This window comes from Erythrobacter sp., assembly GCF_024305245.1.
Lineage (GTDB): Bacteria > Pseudomonadota > Alphaproteobacteria > Sphingomonadales > Sphingomonadaceae > Erythrobacter.
In genome coordinates this window covers 268,824-289,455 of record NZ_JAMWYX010000003.1, presented here as the reverse complement: position 1 = coordinate 289,455, position 20,632 = coordinate 268,824, and the positions used below count along the sequence as shown (strand labels likewise).

Here is a 20,632-nt window from a genome sequence, read left to right as displayed (position 1 = left end):
GGCACGGCGCACGCGCCGGACACAGGAACAGGTAGAGTTTATGAGCTGGACGGACGAGCGCATCGGGACGCTCAGGAAAATGTGGGAAGGCGGCTCCACCGCGAGCGAGATTGCCACCGAACTGGGCGGCGTCAGCCGCAACGCGGTGATCGGCAAGGCGCACCGGCTGGGCCTCAAGGCGCGCCCCTCCCCGGTTAAAGCCAATGACAAGAAAAAGGCGCCCGCGCCCAAGAAGCCGGTTGCTGCAGCGTCCAAGCCCGCGCCGGAGCCACGCGCCGAAACCGCCGAGCGTGCGCCTGCTGCCGCGCCCGAGCGCGCCGTCGTTCGCCCAGCCCCTGCGCCCGCGCGTAGCGATGCCGATAGCAACGCTGCCAGCCCATCGCCTTCGCAGCCGATGCCCAATCCCGCATCCTATCTTCCGAAGATCGTTTCGGTCGGCCCTGGCGGCTTTCTGCGCCAAGGACCGGGCGATCAGCAGATGCCGATCCCGCCAGCGCCTCCGCGCCGCCTCGTGCCGGCCAAGCCCAGCGCCGAGATCGCCGACAAGACCACCTTGCTCGATCTGTCGGACAAGGTTTGCCGCTGGCCGATGGGCCATCCGGGCGAGCCCGATTTCCACTTCTGCGGCGTGCAGGTGAACCCCGGCTTCCCCTATTGCGTGGAACATTGCGGCCGGGCCTATCAGGCGCAGCTGCCGCGCGGCGTGCGCCGCCCGCCCCCGCCGCTGCCCTTTGGCGGTCCGCGCGTCCGCTAAAGGGCCCGCCGAAACCGCATTCCGCATCTCCGATTCGGCCCCCGCCAGCTTCAGTTTGAATGGCGGCGGGCCGAAGTAGGAGACACATGAGACACTGTTCAGAACGCAAAAACCCTGTGCGGTGCGAATGGCTGCAACACAGGCTGCGGTTCGATGGTCGGGCTGCATACCGTTTCATGGGGCCAAGCCTTCCCGGACTGCATCGCAGTAGGAAAGCGGCAATTACCCTGCGGCATCGGCGGCGAACAGAGGCCAGCCTGCGGTGGCGGACCGCCAATCAGTGACCGTGTGGTCTTGCACCTCCGCTTCGGCTGCCCCTATGGCCGGGACGGCAGGACAGGGGAAAGACAATGACACCATCCAGTTTGCTCGTGCGCGGGCTGACGCTCGGGCTAATCGCCTGCGCATCCGCACCGGCAGCCGCCGCCTTGCCTGAACCCGTGCGCGCCATGATCGATGCCGCCATCGCCACGGGTGACGAGGCGAAGGTGCGCACCGTCGTGGAAATCGCCAAGCAGACCAACCCCGATGACGCGGCCGCGATCGACGCGATGCTGAACCGCTTCGAAACCCGGCTCGCTGCGACGAAGGCTGCCGAGGCTGCGGCCAAGGAAGAAGCCATCCGCACCGCCGGGCTGCTGGAGAACTGGAGCGGCAAAGGCGAATTCGGCGCCTTCCGCGCCACCGGCAATGCCTCGGACACCGGGATTACCACCGGCCTGACGGCCGAGCGACAAGGCATCGACTGGCGGCACAAGCTTACCGCACGGGTCGATTATCAGCGTTCCAACGGGGTCACCACGCGTGAGCAATACCTCGCCCGCTACGAGCCCAACGTGAACATATCCGACCGGTTTTATATCTACGCATTGGCGCAGTACGAACGGGACGAATTTCAGGGTTTCTCCGGGCGCTATGCCGTTTCGGGCGGGCTCGGTTTTCAAGCGCTGAAAAAGGACGACATCCAGCTTTCGGTCAAGGTCGGCCCGGCTTACCGTGTCACGCAATTCGTCGATGGCCGGAACGATAGCCGGATTGCAGGGCTGATCGGGCTGGATTTCGACTGGGCGATTACCGACCGGCTCAAGCTGACGCAGAACACCAATGCGGTGGCGGAAACCGGCGGGTCGGCCATCGCGATCATCGATTCGCAGAACACCACGCTCGATCTCGTTACCGGGCTCAATGCCAAGATCAACAGCAGCCTGTCGGCGCGGTTTTCCTATGCGATCGAATATAACAGCAACCCGCCGCCGGGCGCTGTGCAGACCGACACGCTGAGCAGGGTAACGTTGATCTACGATTTTTGACCTGAACGTTTCGGGCCGAAGCGGAAGCTGCGATCCGCGCACTGGCCACCGGACCTATGGTTCGCCCGGCGATGAATATTGCTTCCGTCTGCCGATTTAGGCCCGCCGGTTTAAGGTTGCGCAATGAATTTGTCCTAGGGAATTCCTTGTTTTGGGAGAGCCCGGTCAAATGGTCGAAATGTCGGATATGGTTGCGGGGGGGTACTACGCCTCGACAGCCCTGTTCGGTATCGGCGGCGCAGGCTTTGCGCTGGCAACGCGGGATCGGCTCTATGCCTATTTTGCACTCCATGCGCTGGCCGTGGGCGCGCTTGCGCTTACATTTCCGCCGGTTTCGCCTGCCGCCGATGCGATCCTGCCCTGGCACATTGCCTGCCGCATCGCGGCCGAAGGTCTGGTGGTTGCCACGATCGGACTTGGTATTGCGCATCTGCTCGCGCCGCGCTTATCGGGCCTGTTAGGGTACGCGATCAGGTGCGTTTTCCCGATCGGCCTGATGGCTTCGGCAAGCTCGCTCTGGTTCCTGTTCAATATCGAAGCTTCGTATATTTACGCGCTTGTCATGCTGGGCGTGCTCGTAACGATTGCGGTCGCGCTGGTGGTCGGCATTGCGCGCGGTCACCGTGAAACCCTCTGGATTGCGGTGGCCCTCGCCCCGTTGCTCAGTGTTGGCGTCATCGCGGCGGTGATGGACGGGTTCGAACTGGGGTCGATGCAGAACTACGCCGAAGGCATGCTGCTCGGCTTCGCGTTCGAACTGGTCTGTGTGTCGGGGCTGCTGGCCGTGCGCTTTCGCTCCACCTTGCGCGAACGCGACGCCGCGCTGGCCGAAGCGGTTGCGGCGCGCAATGCCAGCGAGGTCGACGCGTTGACCGGTATCGCCAATCGCCGCGTGTTCGAGCGTGATCTGCGCAACATCCCGCATGAAAGCTACACCGCGCTGGCGATTGTCGATTGCGATCACTTCAAGCGGATCAACGACCAGTTCGGCCATGCGACCGGCGATGTCGTGCTGCAATCGATCGCGCGCAGCCTCGATTGCGTTCCGGGCAAGGCTATGCGGATCGGCGGGGAGGAGTTCGCTGTCTTCCTCACCGCGCCCGACTGGCAGCGCGAACTCGAATTACTGCGCGAGGGAATCGCGCACCAGACCCGCCATGCGCTGGCCGGGTTGGAGATCGTGCAGAATGTCACGGTCAGCATCGGAGCAGTGGAATTGTCGCAGGGCCGACCGACCGAGCAAGCGCTGATGCTCGCCGATGAAGCCCTGTACCGCGCCAAACGTCTGGGGCGCAATCGTCTGGAAATTGAACGGCCTTACGAGGCCAAGCCGAAGATCAGTCCCGCAATCGCCTGCGCTGCCTAGGCCCGTTGCGATCGGCTTCAGGCCTTCTTCGCAAACCAGATGATATGATGCGCGCCCTTGTTGTTGGGGCGTGACCGCACCTTCCATTCGACGATGTCCAGCCCGGTATCATGCAGCCGCTTGCGGAATGCCGGATCGGGGCCGGCCGACCACACCGCCACAATGCCGCCCGGCTTCAGCGCATCGCGCGCCTTGGCCAGCCCGGTGCGCGAATAGATCCGGTTGTTGGCATCGCGCACCAACCCGTCGGGGCCGTTGTCGACATCCAGCAGGATCGCATCGAACTTGGCCGAGGTGCCGTCATTGGCATCGTCGATCAGTGCGGCGACATCGCCGATTTTCAGGTCGAGCCGCGGGTCTGACAGGCTGTCGCCGGTCAGGTCGGCCATCGGTCCCTTGGCCCAGTCGATGATGGTTTCGGAAATCTCGGCGACTACGATCTGCGCATTCTCGCCCAGCCGTTCGCGCGCGGCGCGGTAGGTGAAGCCCATGCCGTAGCCGCCGATCAGGATGCGGGGGGCCTGCTTGCCCAGCCGCTCGATCGTCAGCGCGGCGAGCTGCTCCTCGGAAAAGCGCATCCGCGTGCTCATCAGCTCGTTGCGCCCCATCACGATCATGAAGTGGCCAGCGTGGGTGTAGAGTTCGAGCACTTCGCCATCGGCGATCTGCGTCGAGGCGATCAGTTCGCGTTTGAGCATCGGTCAGCGTACCTTCTTGAACAAAGAGGCCGCCCGGATCGCTCCGGACGGCCCCGATTGTTAGCCTCGGATGAGGCGATCAGTCTTTGAGGAAGTCGGGCAGACCGGCCGGGCCGCTGTCGCGCCCACCACGGTCTCCGCCGCCGCCGCCGCGCCCGCCGCGATCGCCGCCACGGCCACCGCCGCCGCCCTTGGGCCCGCGACGATCACCGCCGCGATCACCACCGCGGCCACCTTCGCGCGGTTCACGCGGTTCGCGTGCCGGGCGGGTGTCTTCCAGCTCTTCGCCGGTTTCCTGATCGACAACGCGCATCGACAGGCGAACCTTGCCGCGCTGGTCGATTTCGAGCACCTTGACCTTCACTTCCATGCCTTCGGACACGACATCGGTGGGCTTTTCGACCCGCTCGTTGCGCATTTCCGACACGTGGACGAGGCCGTCCTTGCCGCCCATGAAGTTCACGAACGCGCCGAAATCGACGATGTTCACGACCTTGCCGTTGTAGACCTTGCCCACTTCGGCTTCCTCGACGATGCCGAGGATCCACTTCTTCGCCGCTTCGATTTCGTCGACATTGCTCGACGAGATCTTGATCACGCCTTCATCGTCGATGTCGACCTTGGCGCCGGTTTCAGCCACGATCTCACGGATCACCTTGCCGCCGGTGCCGATGACGTCACGGATCTTCGACTTGTCGATCTGGATCGTCTCGATGCGCGGTGCGTGCTTGCTGACTTCGGTGCGGGCACCGGTCAGTGCCTTGGCCATTTCGCCGAGGATGTGCATCCGTCCGGCCTTGGCCTGTTCCAGCGCCTTGGCCATGATTTCCTGCGTGATGCCGGCAATCTTGATGTCCATCTGCATCGTGGTGATGCCGTTTTCGGTACCGGCAACCTTGAAGTCCATGTCGCCGAGGTGATCTTCATCGCCCAGAATGTCCGACAGAACCGCAAAGTCGTCGCCTTCAAGGATCAGGCCCATCGCGATGCCCGAAACCGGCGATTTCACCGGAACACCGGCATCCATCATCGACAGACAGCCGCCGCACACCGTCGCCATCGAGGACGAGCCGTTGGACTCGGTGATGTCAGACAGGACGCGGATAGTGTAGGGGAAGTCTTCCTTGCTCGGCAGCACGGGGTTCAGCGCGCGCCAGGCGAGCTTGCCGTGACCGACTTCGCGGCGACCGGGAGCGCCGAAGCGGCCCACTTCACCGACCGAATAGGGCGGGAAGTTGTAGTGCAGCATGAAGCTGGTGTAGCTGAGGCCTTCCAGACCATCGATCATCTGCTCGGAATCCTTGGTGCCGAGCGTGGTGGTGCAGATCGCCTGCGTTTCACCGCGGGTGAACAGCGACGAACCATGCGTGCGCGGCAGGAAGCCGACGATCGCTTCGATCGGGCGCACCTGATCGAGCTTGCGGCCGTCGATGCGCTGGCCATCCTTGAGGATCGCCCCGCGCACGATTTCGGCTTCGAGCTTCTTCATCAGCTTGCTGGCGACATTCTGGGTCTGTCCGCCTTCATCGGCGAACGCAGCCTTGGCCTTCGCGCGCGCTTCGTTGAGCGCGTTCGAGCGGGCCGACTTGTCGGTCAGCTTGTAAGCAGCCGCGATGTCGCCGCCGATCAGGTCCTTCAGCTTCGCCTTCATGTCGGCGGTGTTGTCGCTGACGTCGACAGCCCAGGGCTCCTTGGCAGCCTGTTCGGCCAGATCGATGATCGCGCCGATGACGTTGCGGATTTCGTTATGCGCGAACATCACTGCGCCGAGCATTTCATCCTCGGTCAGTTCCTTGGCTTCGGATTCGACCATCATCACCGCGTCTTGCGTAGCGGCGACGACCAGATCGAGACGGCCATCGGCCAGCGCACGATCCTGCTTGGGATTGAGGACATATTCGCCATCGATGTAGCCGACGCGGCAGCTGCCGATCGGCCCCATGAACGGCAGGCCCGAAATTGTCAGCGCAGCCGAAGCGGCGATCATCGCCACCATATCCGGCTCGTTTTCGCCATCAAACGACAGCACCTGACAGATCACATTGATTTCGTTGTAGAAACCTTCGGGGAACAGCGGGCGGATCGGACGGTCGATCAGGCGGCTGGTCAGCGTTTCCTTTTCGGTCGCGCCGCGCTCACGCTTGAAGAAGCCGCCCGGAATGCGTCCGGCAGCAGAGAACTTTTCCTGGTAGTGGACGGTGAGCGGGAAGAAATCCTGCCCTTCCTTTACACTCTTGGCGGCGGTCACGGCGCACAGCACCACGGTTTCGCCATAGGTGGCCAGAACGGCGCCATCGGCCTGACGGGCAACGCGCCCGGTTTCCAGAGTGAGGGTCTTGCCGCCCCACTCCAGCGATACGGTTTTCGTGTCGAACATTGATTTTCCTTTTGACCCGCGCGGCCATATTGCCGGGCGGAGCGTACATTTCCGGGAGAGACCGGCCCGGTCCGGTGTGGGGCTTGAAATTAGCGCCCCAAAGGCCCGCCCTGCCGAATTGCAAAGCCTTGCCCAGCGAGAACGTCGTTTTGGCGCTCTCAGTTGATATAGATGCCTTTATCTTCGAGATCGTCACAATCGAACGGATTCCAATCAACCCGACAATACGAAGGCGATAAAACGTATGACGCTGCGACTGTGATTACGACGCTCGTCAATATCAAAAGAATTAGAACGTAGCGCGTTTTCAAAGAACTGCTCCGACCAATCCTGCTCGTAAGCTATCCAATATGCGAAAAAGGCGGCCCGTTGGAGCCGCCTTTCGCAAAACTCTTACTTACGCAGGCCCAGCTTCTGGATCAGGGCGTTATACCGCTCCACATCCTTCTTCTTGAGATAGGCCAGCAGCGTGCGGCGCTTGTTGACCATCATCAACAGGCCGCGACGCGAATGGTTGTCCTTGTGGTGATCCTTGAAGTGTTCGGTCAGGTTGCGGATGCGCTGCGTAAGGATCGCAACCTGCACTTCGGGGCTGCCAGTGTCGTTGGGATCACGGGCATTATCGGAAATGATTTCCTGCTTGGCTTCGGCGGTCACCGACATAGTATTTCTCTTTCACTCAGCGACATCGGGAAGGTTGAACCCCCGCACGACCGTGGCCGTGCCATCCGTGATTTCCATCAGCGCGACCGGGACTTGGCCCAGTTTCGCCAGATAAAGCCCGGATGATTGGGGCATGTCAGACAGTACCCGGCCCTGTCGGACCGCCTGCGCGCTTGTCTGATCGAGGTGAAGGGCCGGGATGTCGTCCAGCCCTGCCTCCAGCGGCAGGAGAAGGTATTCAAGGCTCGCGCCCTTAGCGGTTTCGTCCAACAAGTCCAGCGAAATCGCCTGATCCTGCGTGAACGGGCCAGCCTTGGTGCGTCTGAGATAGGTGACGTGGCCGCAGGTGCCAAGCGCGTATGCGATGTCCCGTGCGAGGCTGCGGATATAGGTGCCTTTGGAAACGTGGGCCGTGAGGGTGACAGCACCGATCTCCTCATCACCCCTACTGATGTTGAGCGAGTGGATCGTGACGCTGCGCGCCTTCAGCTCCACCGCCTCCCCTGCCCGCGCCAGATCATAGGCACGCTGCCCGCCCACTTTCAGTGCGGAATACGCAGGCGGCACCTGCTCGATTGGCCCGGTGAAGCGCGGCAGCACCGCCTCAACCTCGGCGAGCGTCGGGCGCACATCGCTGCTCGCCACCACCTCGCCTTCGGTGTCGAGCGTCGATGTCTCGGCCCCGAACTGCACGGTGAACTCGTAGATCTTGCTTGCATCCAGCATCCGCCCGGCCAGCTTCGTCGCCTCTCCCAATGCAATCGGCAGCACGCCCTCGGCCAGCGGATCGAGCGTCCCGCCGTGGCCCACCTTGGTCTTCGCATAGCCGTTCTGGCGCAGCACCCGCTTGACCGCGCTCACACCTTGGGTGCTGCCCAGCCCGCGCGGCTTGGCGAGGATCAACCAGCCGGACAGGGGAATTCGCGAGGGGGTGTGCAATATGTCTTTCACCCCGCCCCCCTAGCCAAGCCGCATCGAAAACGCCAAGTTTCGCAGTGTATGGACATTACCGGACCCAAAGACTTCGATCTGCTGGTGATCGGCGGCGGCATCAATGGCGCCGGGATCGCGCGCGATGCTGCCGGGCGCGGGCTTTCGGTGTGTCTGGTCGAGAAAGGCGATCTGGCAGGCGCGACCTCGTCCGCCTCCACCAAGCTGGTGCATGGCGGGCTTCGCTACCTTGAACACTACGAATTCCGGCTGGTGCGCGAAAGCCTGATCGAGCGCGAGCGTCTGCTCGCCATCGCGCCGCATATCATCTGGCCGCTGCGGTTCGTGCTGCCGCATGACAAAGGCCTCAGACCCAAATGGCTGCTCCGGCTGGGGCTGTTCCTGTATGACCACATCGGCGGGCGCAAGCTGCTGCCGCCGGCGCGCAGCCTTGATCTCACCCGCCCACCGCACGCCGGTGTGCTGGAAAGCCGGCTGACGCGGGGGTTCGAATATTCCGATTGCTGGGTCGAGGATGCGCGGCTGGTGGTGCTGAACGCGGTCGACGCGGCCGAGCGCGGCGCAGATATCCGCACCCGCACCGAATGCACCGGGCTGGAGCGGACGCGCGGCCAGTGGCAGGCCCGCCTCTCCGGTCCGGCAGGCACGCAGACCGTGACGGCAAAAATGGTGGTGAACGCCGCAGGGCCGTGGGTGGACAAGGTGCTCGCCCGCGCCATGCCGGGGCGAAATGCGAGCAACCTGCGGTTGGTCAAGGGCAGCCACCTGATCTTCCCGCGCCTCTACGAGGGCGACCATTCCTATATATTCCAGAACCGCGACGGGCGGATCGTCTTTGCCATCCCCTATGAAGGCGACTTCACGCTGGTCGGCACCACCGATGTCGCATTTGAAGGCGATCCGGCGGGAATTGCGATCAGCCCTGCGGAGGCGGAGTACATCTGCGATGCGGTGAACGAATATCTTGCCGCCGATGTCTCGCCCGACCAGGCGGTGTGGTCCTATGCCGGGGTGCGTCCACTGTATGATGACCAGGCGGCCAGCAACTCCACCGTGACGCGCGATTACGTGTTCGAACTGGATCGCGGGCGAAACGAGAAGGACGCGGCGCTGCTGTCGGTCTTCGGGGGCAAGATCACCACCTATCGCAAGCTTGCCGAACACGCGCTGGAAAAGCTGGGCGTGGACGGGCGATCATGGACGGCGGATGCAGCCCTGCCCGGCGGCGATATTCCCGCGCTGGATTTCGACGGGTTCGTGGCTGCGCAGGCTGGCATCCGGCCGTGGCTGCCCGCGCCGGTGCTGCGGCGCATGGCCCGCGCCTATGGCACGCGGCTGGGCGCGGTGCTGGGGGATGCGGGCGCGTTTGGCGACCTTGGCCAGCATTTCGGCGGCGGGCTGACTGCGGCCGAGGTGATCTATCTCGTCCGCCACGAATATGCCCGCAGCGCCGATGACGTGCTGTGGCGCCGTTCCAAGCTGGGGCTGCACATGAGCGCCGAGGAACGCGCGGCCCTGTCCCACTGGTTCGAACGCGCGCGGATCGAGGATCAGGCGATCAGCGCCGCGACCCAATCCGCCAGCGAAAGATAGAACCCCATCGCGAACGTCACCGGCGGCATCAGGACCGTGCCGAGCCACGCCGTGCCGAACACCCAACTGGCCGCGATCAGCGCGATCAGCAGCACCATGCCGACGCCTTGCAGCTTTTCCCACCCGGCGCGCATCCCGTCCGGCAGCAAGCCGCCGACGATGTGCGACCCATCGAACGGCGGGATCGGCAGCAGGTTGAACAGGCCGAGGTAAATGTTGACGAGGATGAAGTAGAACAACCCCGTCGCCAGCCATTGCGGCTCGCCCAAGGCATCGACCAGCAGCGCCGCGCCCGCTTCCATATCGCCGCCGAAGCCGAGCCCGGCCGGCATCGCCAGCCCCAGCAGCACCGCGCCGACGGCTGCGAGTACGAAGTTGCTCCCCGGCCCGGCCGCCGCGACCGCCATCATGCCGAAGCGCGGATTGTTCAGCCGCCACTTGTTGACCGGCACCGGCTTGGCCCAGCCGAACACCGGCCCGCCCAGCAACGCCAGCGCGCCCGGCACCAGCAACGTGCCGACCGGGTCGACATGCTTGATCGGGTTCAACGTCAGCCGCCCGCGATCCGACGCGGTGGGATCGCCCAGCAGCCGCGCCATGTAGCCATGCGCGACCTCGTGGAAAACGATTGCGATCACCAGTGCGGGGATCAGCACGAGCGCGAATGTCAGGGTGTCGGTCATTGACTGTCAGATAGGATGCGCGCGCACCCTGCGCCAGTGCGCCAGCGCGTAATCATGCGACAAGTGCCTGCGAAAAATGCTTGCGGCACAACGCGACATAGCGGTCGTTACCGCCGATCTCGGTCTGCTGGCCTTGCTTCACCGCCGCGCCGCTATCATCCACGCGCAGGTTCATCGTCGCCTTGCGCCCGCAGTGGCACACCGCCTTCAGCTCCACCAGCGCATCGGCGATACCCAGCAGAACCGCCGATCCGGGGAATAACTCGCCCTGAAAATCGGTGCGCAGGCCGTAGCACAGCACCGGGATGCCCGCTTCGTCCGCCAGCCGCGCCAATTGCCACACTTGCTCAGGCCCAAGGAACTGCGCTTCGTCCACCAGCACGCAATTGAGCGGCTCGGCCGCATGCGCGGCGCTGACGGCGGCCCACAGATCGGTTTCCGGACCATAAAGATGCGCGCCCGATTCCAGCCCGATGCGGCTCTGCACCTGTCCGGCCGACCGGCTATCGAGCGCGGCGGTCCACAACATCGTGCGCATTCCGCGCTCGCGATAGTTGAAATCGGCCTGCAAAAGGCTCGACGATTTGCCTGCGTTCATACTGGCATAGTAAAAGTAAAGCTTGGCCATAGGGCCTGCCTATCCGCTCGGTGTGCATCGTGCGAGGCAAAGATTGAACCTTTTACCCGGTTCAACCGTATCTAGGTTTGACATGATCAATTTACCCACCGCTCTCCGCCCGCTGTTTCTGCCGCTGCTGGCACTGTTTGCGATTGCCAATGCAGGGGCCGCGACCATTGGCACGCCGCAGCGCTACACGCTCGATGCGAGCGCCAGCAACGTGTCGGCCAAGGTGCCGTTCTTCGGCATTGCCAGCAAGACCGCGCGCTTTCCGCGAATGCAGGGTGCGGTTACCATCGTCCCCGGCGCGCCCGAACGTGCGGTGATCGACGTCACCTTCGATGCAACCGCGATCGAGGCTCCGGACGATGTCACGCTTTCACGATTGCGCGGCGAGAAGTTCTTCTGGGTCGAGAAATATCCGAGCGTCCGCTTTGTTGGTCGTTCGCTGAAACTCACCAGCCCGACGCGCGGCACGGTGTCCGGCGAGTTGACCGCGCGCGGCGTGACGAAACCGCAGACGCTGGATGTGACCTTCAACGCCGATCCGCTGACGCAGGTCGGCAAGCCGGTGAGCTTTACCGGCACGACCACGATCGATCGGCGCAATTACGGCATGAAAAGCTACCAGCTGATCGTCGGCAACAAGGTGGACATCACGCTGAAGGCGCGGATGGTGCCGCGCTAGAGCGGGCTATTCTTCCTCGTCGCCTTCGAGATCGCGAACGACCTTGGGATCGCGCAGCAGAGCTTCGATCCGGTCTGCCTCGGCAAAGCTTTCATCCTTGCGGAACCGCAGCTTGGGCGCGAATTTGAGGCCGAGCCGCTTGGCGACTTCGCGTTGCAGGAACGCGGTGTTCTGCCGCAGCGCGTGCACCACCTCGTCCTCGCCTGCACCCAGCAGCGGCTTGATATAGGCGGTGGCGTGGCGCAGGTCGGGGGTCATGCGCACCTCGGTGACCGAGATGTTTGCCGCGCTCACCACATCGTCATGCACTTCGCCGCGCGCCAGCAGTTCGGACAGGATATGCCGCACCCGCTCGCCCACCTTGAGGACGCGGACGGATTGCTGTTCGGTGGTGAAAGGGGCCTTCGCCATCGCTATTCCATCCCCGTGCTGGTCGGCGTCGGGCGCGGGGTCGGCAGCGCGGTGGAGGTTGCGCGGGCGTAGATCGTCCCGTCTTCTGCCGTCAGTTCGCTTTCGAGGAACACAACGCGCCGCCCGGCCTTGACCACCCTGCCCTTGGCCAGGATCGTCGCGCCTTCGGGGATCAGCCGGATCAGCGACATCGAAATGTCGAGGTTGAGCGGCGCCATCTCGCCCCCGGTGGCCGCGACGAAGGCATAGCCCATCACATCGTCGAGATAGCCCGCGACCAAGCCACCCTGCACGCCGCCGCGCCAGGTTGTCATTTCACGCTTCACGGTAAAGCGCATGGTCGCGGTCTGCGTTTCTGCGTCCCAACCGACGAATTCCGAGCCGAGCAGCGCCGTATGCGGCGACTGCCCGGCATCGTCTGGGTAGCAAGCGTCGTTCAGGCTCACAGCGTCCGCTCACGCTCCTCGACCGAGAAGACTTCGAGCTGGTCGCCCGGCTTGATGTCGTTGGTGTCTTCCAGCACCACGCCGCATTCAAGGCCCGTGCGGACTTCGTCGACATCGTCCTTGAACCGCCGCAGCGAAGCGATCTTGGTTGCCGAAACGATGACATCGGCGCGGGTAAGACGGGCGAACAGTCCCTTGCGGATGACCCCTTCTTCCACCAGCAGACCAGCGGCCTTGTCGCGCTTGCCCGACTTGAACACCTCTTTGACCAGCGCGCGGCCGACCACATGTTCAATCCGTTCTGGGCCAAGCTCGCCGACCATCTCCTTGGCGATCGCATCGGTCAGGTGATAGATGACATCGTAGTACATCATCCGCACATTATCGCGTTTCAGCAGTTCGCGCGCCTTGGCGTTCGGACGGACGTTGAACCCGATAATCGGAGCCTTCGATCCGCCTGCCAGAACCACGTCACTTTCGGTGATCGCACCGACGCCGCCATTGAGCACACGCACCTTGATGTCATCGTTCGACAGGTTGTGCAGTGCATTGACGATCGCCTCGACCGACCCTTGCACGTCGGCCTTCACCACCACCGGAAATTCGATGACGTTGGACGACAGGGTGCTGAACATCGTGTCGAAATTGGTCGGCGCCAGCGCGGTGCGCTTTTCGGTCGCCAATTCCTGACGATATTCGGCCACTTCGCGGGCGCGCTGTTCGTTTTCGACCACGGTGAGCACGTCGCCCGCCGATGGCACACCGCCCAGACCCAGCACCTCGACCGGCATCGAAGGCCCGGCTTCCTTGATCTGCTGACCCTTGTCATCGACCAATGCGCGCACCTTGCCGCTTTGCGTGCCGACCACGAAGTTGTCGCCGCGCTTCAGCGTGCCGCGCGTCACCAGCACCGTCGCCACCGGCCCGCGGCCCTTGTCGAGCTGCGCTTCGATCACGGTCGCTTCGGCATCGCGGTCCGGGCGGGCCTGCAGTTCGAGCAGTTCGGCCTGCAACGCGATGGCTTCGAGCAGTTTGTCGAGGTTCATGCCGGTCTTGGCCGACAGTTCGACATCCTGCACTTCGCCGCTCATCGCCTCGACCATCACATTGTGTTCGAGCAGGCGTTCGCGCACCTTCTGCGGGTTGGCTTCGGGCTTGTCGCACTTGTTGATCGCCACGATCATCGGCACGCCGGCCGCCTGGGTGTGATTGATCGCCTCGATCGTCTGCGGCATGATGCCATCGTCGGCCGCGACCACAAGGACCACGATGTCGGTGACGTTGGCCCCGCGCGCACGCATTTCGCTGAACGCGGCGTGGCCCGGCGTATCGAGGAAGGTGATCTTGTCCTTCGCCTTGGTCGTGATCTGGTAGGCGCCGATATGCTGGGTGATGCCACCAGCCTCGCCCTTCACCACATCGGTGCCGCGCAGCGCGTCGAGCAGGCTGGTTTTGCCGTGATCGACATGGCCCATGATCGTCACCACCGGCGGACGCGGACGCAGCGTTTCTTCCGGATCCATGTCCTCGCTGGTGTTGATATCGACATCGCTGGCCGACACGCGCTCGATGTTGTGGCCGAATTCCTCGACCAGCAGTTCCGCGGTGTCCTGATCGATGGTCTGGTTGACCGTGACCATCATGCCCAGATTGAACAGCGCCTTCACCAGGTCCGCGCCCTTTTCAGCCATGCGGTTGGCGAGTTCACCGACCGTGATCGCCTCGGGGACGACCACGTCGCGCACCTGCTTTTCGCGCGGCTTGGAGGGGCCGCCCTGACCGCGGCGTTCCTTTTCGCGCGCGCGCTTCAGCGCGGCAAGGCTGCGCGCACGGCGGCCTTCGTCTTCGTTGAGTGCGCGGGTGACGGTCAGCTTGCCCGAACGGCGGCTATCCTTGCCCGCATCGATCGGCGCGGCACGCTTTTCTTCCTTCTTTTTCTTTTCGGGACGCTTGGTCTCGGGCCGTTCCACTGGCGTAAACTTGCGCGGTCCAGGGGCCGGTTCCTGCTTGGCCGCCGGGGCAGCGGCAGCTTCGTCGGCGGGAGCAGGCGTGGCAGAAGCTTCGGCAGTCGGCGTGGCAGCCTCGTTCGCAGCCGGCGCCTCTGACGGCGCAGCAGCCGCAGCGGCACGCTGCTTCTCGGCTTCTTCTTCCGCACGGCGATTTTCCTCGGCGCGGCGGCGTTCTTCTTCCTCGCGTTCGCGGGCTTCCTGTTCGTCGCGCTTGCGGCCTTCCTCGGCCATGCGCAGCCGTTCTTCCTCGGCCTCCAGCTGGAGCCGCTTGACGCGCTCCTGCGGGGTCTCGCCAGCCGGAGCCGGACGCGCAGGACGCGGCGCAGGCTTCGGCGCGGCCGCAGCAGGCGGAGCGGGCGGCGGCGGGGCCGGCGGCGGCGGCGGCGGCGCTGCCGCTTCGCTACCGGGTTTGCCGAGCACGCGGCGGCGCTTTACCTCGACCACCACCTTGTTGGTGCGGCCGTGGCTGAAGGTCTGCTTGACCTCGCCCGCATCGACCGACCGTTTGAGGCCAAGGGGTTTGCGGGGGCGCTGGTTGTTGTCGTCGCTCATTATCGCTCGTCAATCCTTCACGTATTCATCATCTACCGGGCTGCCGGAAAGCGGCTGCCCGTTTTGGTCGGGCGTATCCCGACCGGAAATATCCACCTTGTCCGCCGCGCCAGCAGGCGCATCGGCGCTACCGACAAAGCGCGAAAGCCGGGAGACCGCCTGCAACACCCGCGTCGCGGCGCGCATATCACCGGCATGGCCGGCAACGCCGAGGTGGACCACATTATCGCGGCCCAATGCCACAGACAGCGCGGTGCGGTCCAGAGGCAAGACCTGCCCGCGCTCGCCCGATCCTTCGACCTCGCGCCCGACGCGCCAGGCCTGATCGAGTTTGCGGCGCCCGTCCTCACTGCTGTCGCTGGCGTGAAGCAGCGCCGAAATCCGTCCGGAGCGTGCCTGCTCCTCGATCCGGGCCGATCCCATCACGATATTGCCACTGCGCAGTTCCAGACCCAGACGATCGCAGAGATGGCGCGCCAGTCCGCCTTCGACGCGGGCGGCAAGATCATCGGGAATGGTGAGCGGCGCACCCTTGAAGGCACGCATCAGCGCCCGCTTCAAATGGCCATCGGACAGTGCGGTTTCAAGCACATCCCGGCTTACGCCGATCCACGCGCCGCGGCCCGGTGCCTTTGCGGCCGGATCGGGCAGCACCAGACCATCGGGAGAGATCGCCAGCCGCACGAGTGCTTCGCGCGGGGCGGTCTCTCCCGAAAGAATGCAGCGCCGTTCGCTCCCGGAATCAGCCGAAAGCGAAGGCTCAGCGATGTCGGACGTCAGGCGCTCATTGTGGGGAGTCCGCATCGGCGGCCTCCTGAGGTTCGGGCTCGGCAGCCGGGGCCGGGGCCGGATCTTCATCTTCGAACCAGTGCGCGCGGGCCGCCATGATGATCTCGTTGCCCTGCTCTTCGCTCAGGCCATATTCGCCCAGCACGCCGCCCTTGTCCTGCTCGCGCTGCGGACGCCGCATCGGCGGACCGGCCGCATCATTGTTGCGGCGGCGCGGCGCTTCGCGCTTTTTGGCGATCAGTTCATCGGTGGCGAGATCGGCGAGATCATCCAGCGTCTTGATCCCCGCCTTGCCGAGCGTGACCAGCATCGCTTCGGAAAGGTGCGGGATTTCCGCCAGCGCATCTTCGACGCCAAGTTCGCGGCGAACCTGACGGTGGCCTTCTTCGCGCCGTTCGAGCGCTTCGAGAGCGCGGCTCTGAAGTTCCTCGGCCAGGTCGTCATCGAAACCTTCGATGCTGGCCAATTCGGAGAGGTCGACATAGCCGACTTCCTCGAGTTCGGCGAACCCTTCGGCAACCAGCAGCTGCGACAGGGTTTCGTCGACGTCGAGTTCCTCTTCGAACATCTTCGAACGTTCGGCGAATTCCTTCGACCGCTTTTCCGAGGACTCTTCCTCGGTCAGGATGTCGATCTGGTGACCGGTGAGCTGGCTTGCGAGACGCACGTTCTGGCCGCGGCGACCGATCGCTAGGCTGAGCTGATCGTCGGGCACAACCACTTCGATGCGGCCATCATCCTCGTCCAGCACCACGCGGCTGACGGTGGCGGGCTGAAGCGCGTTGACCACGAAGGTTGCGGTGTCTTCCGACCACGGGATGATGTCGATCTTCTCGCCCTGCAATTCCTGCACCACCGCCTGCACGCGGCTGCCCTTCATGCCGACGCAGGCGCCGACCGGATCAATGCTGGAATCGTGGCTGATCACGCCGATCTTGGCGCGGCTGCCCGGATCGCGGGCGGCGGCCTTGATCTCGATGATGCCATCGTAGATTTCGGGCACTTCCTGCGCGAACAGCTTCTTCATGAAATCGGGATGCGCGCGGCTGAGGAAGATCTGCGGGCCGCGATTGTTACGCTCCACCTTGGTGATGAGCGCACGCACGCGCTCGCCGGTACGGGCCGCTTCGCGCGGGATCTGCTGGTCGCGCCGGATCACGCCCTCGGCACGGCCGAGGTTGACGATCACGTGGCCGAATTCGACCGACTTGATCACGCCGGTGATGATTTCCCCGGCGCGGTCCTTGAATTCCTCGAACTGGCGTTCACGCTCGGCATCGCGGACCTTCTGGAAGATCACCTGCTTGGCGCTCTGCGCGTCGATGCGGCCAAGGTCGACCGGCGGCAGCGGATCGACGATGAAATCGCCGACTTGCGCGCCGGGCTGCAGCTTTTCGCCCTGCTTGAGGTCGACCTGCTTGAAGTAGTCTTCGACTTCCTCGACCACTTCGACCACGCGCCACAGCGTCAGATCGCCGGTCAGCGGATCGAGCTTGGCGCGGATATCGTTTTCCGCGCCGTAACGGTTACGCGCGGATTTCTGGATCGCTTCTTCCATCGCCTCGATCACGATCGACTTGTCGATCATCTTTTCCGAGGCGACCGCGTTGGCGATCGCGAGCAGTTCAGCCTTGTTGGCGGAAATGGCACTCATCAGTCGTCTGCCTTTTCTGTGTCTTCGATGAGTTCATCGGCACCGCTGGTATCCAGCGGACGGGTGGCGGCTATCAGCGCGTCGGTGAGGACGAGCTTGGCGGTATGAATCTGGTCGATCGGCAAGCGGACATCGCCCGCCTTGACGTCGGTAATATGCACCATGCCATCACTGAGGCCGTGGAGCATGCCCTTGTTGGTGCGCTGGCCGTCATAGCCCTTGATCATCACGATCCGCGCTTCGTGTCCGGCCCAGTTGGCGAAATCCTTTTCGCGGGTCAGGGGCCGGTCGATTCCGGGCGAGCTGACTTCGAGATGATAGGCGCCTTCGATCAGCACCTCGCCCGCTTCTTCCGCTGTATCGATGACATCGGAAACCCGGCGCGACAGCGCGGCGCATTGATCGATCACCAGCTGCCCGGTGGCCGGATCTTCGGCCATGATCTGCAATGCCATGGTTCCGTCACCCGCCCCGGAAGGCAGCATCGCCACGCGCACAAGCTCAAACCCGAGAGCTTGCGCCTCGGGTTCGATCAGTGCTGTGAGGCGCGCGGTATCGGCCATTAAGTCTCCGGTCGGATCGAATCATCGCAAGGGCGTTCGGGCCGGCCCCCGAAGGCGCCAGCATCCAAACCTTGTCACGACAATGCAGGGATTGGCGCTCACTTAGGCCCGGGCTCGCGATTTGGCAAGCGCCAAGGACATTGATCCCCCGCCTTCAGATCAGGTCAGCTTCTCGCCGCTTACCCAGCGCCGCACCTGATCGCGCAGGGAATCGCGCTCGCGCTCAGCGAAAGTTTCGGCATGATGCCGCACCGCCAGCACCGCCGATTCCGGCAGCGGCTCGTCGAAAGCAAGGCCGTTGACACCGCCCCCCTGCCCGCAGTGCCGCCGCACGACCTCGGCGAACACTTCCAGCCGGGCAATCCTGAGGTAAAGCAATTCTCCATGATCCAGCGGACACGCCAGCCCGATCCGCGCGCCGGTGCGCGACAGATCCAGGAGCACGCAAGGATCGTTGGCTTTGGTGGTAATAACAAACGCCGGGACCGCGAGCCGCAAACGTGCAGCGCCGCGCCGCCCGGTTGCGGGAGGCCGCGCCGGTTCTCGGGCCACAGCCGGCCGGGTAAGATTGAAAGACTGCACCATCGGGCCGCAGCCTGAAGAAAAGCGGTAAAATGACCGCCAAGCACACCCTATGGATAATTACCCGCTTCCATCACGGGACAGCGTTTGAGGATCAGTTCGCCCATCCGTCATCGGCGGAACTTTTGGATGGCTTGTCGGCACCGCCCGACGACGTGGTCGCAGCGCCATATCCCCAGCCGTCCTTGCCCATCTCGCGCGCGCGGCGTTCCTGCTGCGCTGCCTCGATCGCCTTTTCACCGACCCGTTCGGCCCGTTCGGCCAGCGAATCCGCCGCTTTGGGCGCTGCATAGGAGACGCCAATGGTCAGCATCAGTCCGACCACCATCCCGCCCAGCACAAGCAGGCCGATGACGAAGCGGATGCTGCTGGTCAGGTTTTCAACGATATCGACAAGCGCGCGCATGGAATGTTCCTGTATAACCAAAGGCGATGCGCGCATGATGATAACAGCAAATCCTTATCAAGCGGTTAGGCCGCGCCGCCCTCCTGCCCTTCCATCAAGCCATGCTTCTTGATGCAGTGGCGCAGCTGGTCATAGGTCAGGCCCAACCCGCGGGCGGTCTGGCGCTGGTTCCAGCGATGTTTGCCCAAGGCGTGCTCAAGTATTGCGCGTTCATGCGCATCGACTGCGGCGCGCAGATCTTCGATCGTCTCGAACTCGTCAGATGACGCCATGGCAGCAGTAGCAGCAGGCGCAGCCGCGCCGGACGGCGCAACGGCAGCGGCGCGATGCGCTGGCGGACGCGGGCGCCAAGGGCTGTCGAACGGATCGAACTGGACGTGCGCGATCGGAGCTTCGGGGTCGCCCCAGCGATAGACGGCGCGCTCGACCACGTTGCGCAACTCGCGCACATTGCCGGGCCAGGCATAATCTTCGAGACTGTTCATCACGTGCTGCGCGAAGCCGGGCCAAGCGTGCCAATCCAGCTCGGATGCCATGCGGCGCCCGAAATATTCCGCCAACACGCCGATATCGCCTTCGCGCACCCGCAGCGGCGGCAGGGTGATCACCTCGAAGCTGAGCCGGTCGAGCAGATCGGCGCGGAACTCGCCCGACGTCGCCAGTGCGGGCAGATCGTCGTTGGTGGCGGCCACGATCCGCACATCGACCCGGATCGGCCGCGAGGCGCCGATGCGGGTGACTTCGCCATATTCGACCGCGCGCAGCAGCCGCTCCTGCGCGCCCATGCTGAGAGTGCCGAGTTCATCGAGGAACAGCGTGCCGCGATCGGCCTCCTCGAACCGCCCGACCCGCGCCTTGGTCGCGCCGGTGAAGGCGCCCGCTTCGTGGCCGAACAGTTCGGCCTCGATCAGGGTTTCGGGCAGCGCGGCACAGTTCATCGTCACCAGCGGTTCGTCCCAGCGGGTGGAGAGGCGGTGGAGCCGTTCGGCGATCAATTCCTTGCCGGTCCCGCGCTCGCCGATCACCAGCACCGGGCGGTTCATCGATGCGGCGCGACTGGCGCGCTCGACCGCGTCGAGGAAGGCGCCCGATTGGCCGATGAACTGGCTTTCCCGCTCCATGACCAACCTATAGTGAAATTCCCCAATGCTTGGCAATAGAGACCAATAAGGCCGCGCCAAAAAGGCACGAAAACAGCGGAATTCAGCCATTTTCGGAGTTTGGCACGGCGGTTGCAAAATAGATGGCAACACCACTGACAACCACTGGGGAGGCCCACAATGATCGACCGCAAAACCACAGACAGCAGCTTCTGGAACACCAAACTGGGGCAGGCCGCCATGGCCAGTATCGCTGCGATGGTGATGGTGATCGCGCTGTCCTCGCAGATCCAGCCGGGCGCGGCCAACGCCGCCCCGATCGGTCACCCCGCCGCCGAAGCCGGCGCCATGATCGAGATTGCCTGAGATGGGCGATCCCAGAAACCCTCGTGACCAGCACGACCCCCTCGGGCCGGAG

The 20,632-nt window shown here is 64.0% G+C and carries 21 protein-coding genes; 6 read left to right on the top strand and 15 right to left on the bottom strand.

Features of this window, described 5'->3' with window-relative positions:
• The first annotated feature begins 40 nt into the window (after nucleotides 1-40).
• From Q0L48_RS06215 to Q0L48_RS06205, 3 genes are all read left to right on the top strand, one after another.
• Nucleotides 41-754 carry a GcrA family cell cycle regulator gene (locus Q0L48_RS06215; RefSeq protein WP_296718523.1) on the top strand — a complete coding sequence of 238 codons (714 nt, stop codon included), beginning with the start codon at nucleotides 41-43 and terminating at the stop codon, nucleotides 752-754.
• 350 nt (nucleotides 755-1,104) lie between these two features.
• A complete protein-coding gene (locus Q0L48_RS06210) occupies nucleotides 1,105-2,064 on the top strand; it encodes a YdiY family protein (RefSeq protein WP_296718521.1) in 960 nt (319 codons plus the stop codon).
• A gap of 169 nt (nucleotides 2,065-2,233) precedes the next feature.
• Nucleotides 2,234-3,430 (top strand): diguanylate cyclase, encoded by a 1,197-nt coding sequence (locus tag Q0L48_RS06205; RefSeq protein WP_296718517.1) that lies wholly within the window; start codon nucleotides 2,234-2,236, stop codon nucleotides 3,428-3,430.
• 17 nt (nucleotides 3,431-3,447) lie between these two features.
• Here the strand turns inward: Q0L48_RS06205 and Q0L48_RS06200 are convergent, their stop codons facing one another.
• From Q0L48_RS06200 to truB, 4 genes are all read right to left on the bottom strand, one after another.
• Nucleotides 3,448-4,128: a spermidine synthase gene (locus Q0L48_RS06200; protein ID WP_296718516.1), complete on the bottom strand. Its 681-nt coding sequence runs from the start codon at nucleotides 4,126-4,128 to the stop codon at nucleotides 3,448-3,450.
• Nucleotides 4,129-4,207: 79 nt separating this feature from the next.
• Complete coding sequence (gene pnp, locus Q0L48_RS06195) at nucleotides 4,208-6,505, bottom strand: polyribonucleotide nucleotidyltransferase (protein ID WP_296718513.1); 2,298 nt, start codon at nucleotides 6,503-6,505, stop codon at nucleotides 4,208-4,210.
• 393 nt (nucleotides 6,506-6,898) lie between these two features.
• On the bottom strand, nucleotides 6,899-7,168 hold the full coding sequence (gene rpsO, locus Q0L48_RS06190; protein ID WP_296718511.1) for a 30S ribosomal protein S15: 270 nt from the start codon (nucleotides 7,166-7,168) through the stop codon (nucleotides 6,899-6,901).
• Between the two features lie 12 nt (nucleotides 7,169-7,180).
• Nucleotides 7,181-8,089, bottom strand: a complete 909-nt coding sequence (gene truB, locus Q0L48_RS06185) for a tRNA pseudouridine(55) synthase TruB (RefSeq protein WP_296718788.1) — start codon at nucleotides 8,087-8,089, stop codon at nucleotides 7,181-7,183.
• Nucleotides 8,090-8,167: 78 nt separating this feature from the next.
• Between truB and glpD the strand changes: the two genes are divergently transcribed.
• Nucleotides 8,168-9,712, top strand: a complete 1,545-nt coding sequence (gene glpD / locus Q0L48_RS06180; protein WP_296718509.1) for a glycerol-3-phosphate dehydrogenase — start codon at nucleotides 8,168-8,170, stop codon at nucleotides 9,710-9,712.
• Here the strand turns inward: glpD and Q0L48_RS06175 are convergent.
• Entirely contained in the window at nucleotides 9,670-10,395 is a 726-nt protein-coding gene (locus Q0L48_RS06175; RefSeq protein WP_296718506.1) for a site-2 protease family protein, read from the bottom strand. The two genes, glpD and Q0L48_RS06175, sit on opposite strands and share 43 nt — an antisense overlap.
• A 52-nt stretch (nucleotides 10,396-10,447) precedes the next feature.
• On the bottom strand, nucleotides 10,448-11,023 hold the full coding sequence (locus Q0L48_RS06170; protein WP_296718503.1) for a thymidine kinase: 576 nt from the start codon (nucleotides 11,021-11,023) through the stop codon (nucleotides 10,448-10,450).
• An 82-nt stretch (nucleotides 11,024-11,105) separates the two neighbouring features.
• On the opposite strand from Q0L48_RS06170, the gene Q0L48_RS06165 reads away from it, so the two are divergent.
• Nucleotides 11,106-11,702, top strand: coding sequence for a YceI family protein (locus tag Q0L48_RS06165; RefSeq protein ID WP_296718500.1), 597 nt, complete (start codon nucleotides 11,106-11,108; stop codon nucleotides 11,700-11,702).
• A gap of 6 nt (nucleotides 11,703-11,708) precedes the next feature.
• On the opposite strand, the gene rbfA is transcribed toward Q0L48_RS06165, so the two are convergent.
• The 9 genes from rbfA to pspF all read right to left on the bottom strand — a co-directional run bounded on the left by rbfA (nucleotide 11,709) and on the right by pspF (nucleotide 20,235).
• Nucleotides 11,709-12,113, bottom strand: a complete 405-nt coding sequence (gene rbfA / locus Q0L48_RS06160; RefSeq protein WP_296718496.1) for a 30S ribosome-binding factor RbfA — start codon at nucleotides 12,111-12,113, stop codon at nucleotides 11,709-11,711.
• A gap of 2 nt (nucleotides 12,114-12,115) precedes the next feature.
• Nucleotides 12,116-12,559, bottom strand: a complete 444-nt coding sequence (locus Q0L48_RS06155) for a PaaI family thioesterase (RefSeq protein ID WP_296718493.1) — start codon at nucleotides 12,557-12,559, stop codon at nucleotides 12,116-12,118.
• The gene (gene infB / locus Q0L48_RS06150; protein ID WP_296718492.1) at nucleotides 12,556-15,120 is read right to left on the bottom strand and encodes a translation initiation factor IF-2; all 2,565 of its coding nucleotides are present in this window, start codon (nucleotides 15,118-15,120) and stop codon (nucleotides 12,556-12,558) included. Before infB ends, Q0L48_RS06155 begins: the two co-directional genes overlap by 4 nt.
• A 9-nt stretch (nucleotides 15,121-15,129) precedes the next feature.
• Complete coding sequence (locus tag Q0L48_RS06145; RefSeq protein ID WP_296718489.1) at nucleotides 15,130-15,924, bottom strand: DUF448 domain-containing protein; 795 nt, start codon at nucleotides 15,922-15,924, stop codon at nucleotides 15,130-15,132.
• On the bottom strand, nucleotides 15,905-17,566 hold the full coding sequence (gene nusA / locus Q0L48_RS06140; RefSeq protein ID WP_296718786.1) for a transcription termination factor NusA: 1,662 nt from the start codon (nucleotides 17,564-17,566) through the stop codon (nucleotides 15,905-15,907). The genes Q0L48_RS06145 and nusA overlap by 20 nt, the downstream gene beginning before the upstream one ends.
• Nucleotides 17,563-18,126, bottom strand: a complete 564-nt coding sequence (gene rimP, locus Q0L48_RS06135; RefSeq protein WP_296718486.1) for a ribosome maturation protein RimP — start codon at nucleotides 18,124-18,126, stop codon at nucleotides 17,563-17,565. The genes nusA and rimP overlap by 4 nt, the downstream gene beginning before the upstream one ends.
• A gap of 159 nt (nucleotides 18,127-18,285) precedes the next feature.
• Nucleotides 18,286-18,711: a PilZ domain-containing protein gene (locus tag Q0L48_RS06130; RefSeq protein WP_296718484.1), complete on the bottom strand. Its 426-nt coding sequence runs from the start codon at nucleotides 18,709-18,711 to the stop codon at nucleotides 18,286-18,288.
• 91 nt (nucleotides 18,712-18,802) lie between these two features.
• Nucleotides 18,803-19,114: a hypothetical protein gene (locus tag Q0L48_RS06125; RefSeq protein ID WP_296718482.1), complete on the bottom strand. Its 312-nt coding sequence runs from the start codon at nucleotides 19,112-19,114 to the stop codon at nucleotides 18,803-18,805.
• 65 nt (nucleotides 19,115-19,179) lie between these two features.
• Nucleotides 19,180-20,235 (bottom strand): phage shock protein operon transcriptional activator, encoded by a 1,056-nt coding sequence (gene pspF, locus Q0L48_RS06120; protein ID WP_296718481.1) that lies wholly within the window; start codon nucleotides 20,233-20,235, stop codon nucleotides 19,180-19,182.
• Nucleotides 20,236-20,394: 159 nt separating this feature from the next.
• On the opposite strand from pspF, the gene Q0L48_RS06115 reads away from it, so the two are divergent.
• Entirely contained in the window at nucleotides 20,395-20,580 is a 186-nt protein-coding gene (locus tag Q0L48_RS06115; protein ID WP_296718479.1) for a hypothetical protein, read from the top strand.
• Nucleotides 20,581-20,632: the final 52 nt, after the last annotated feature.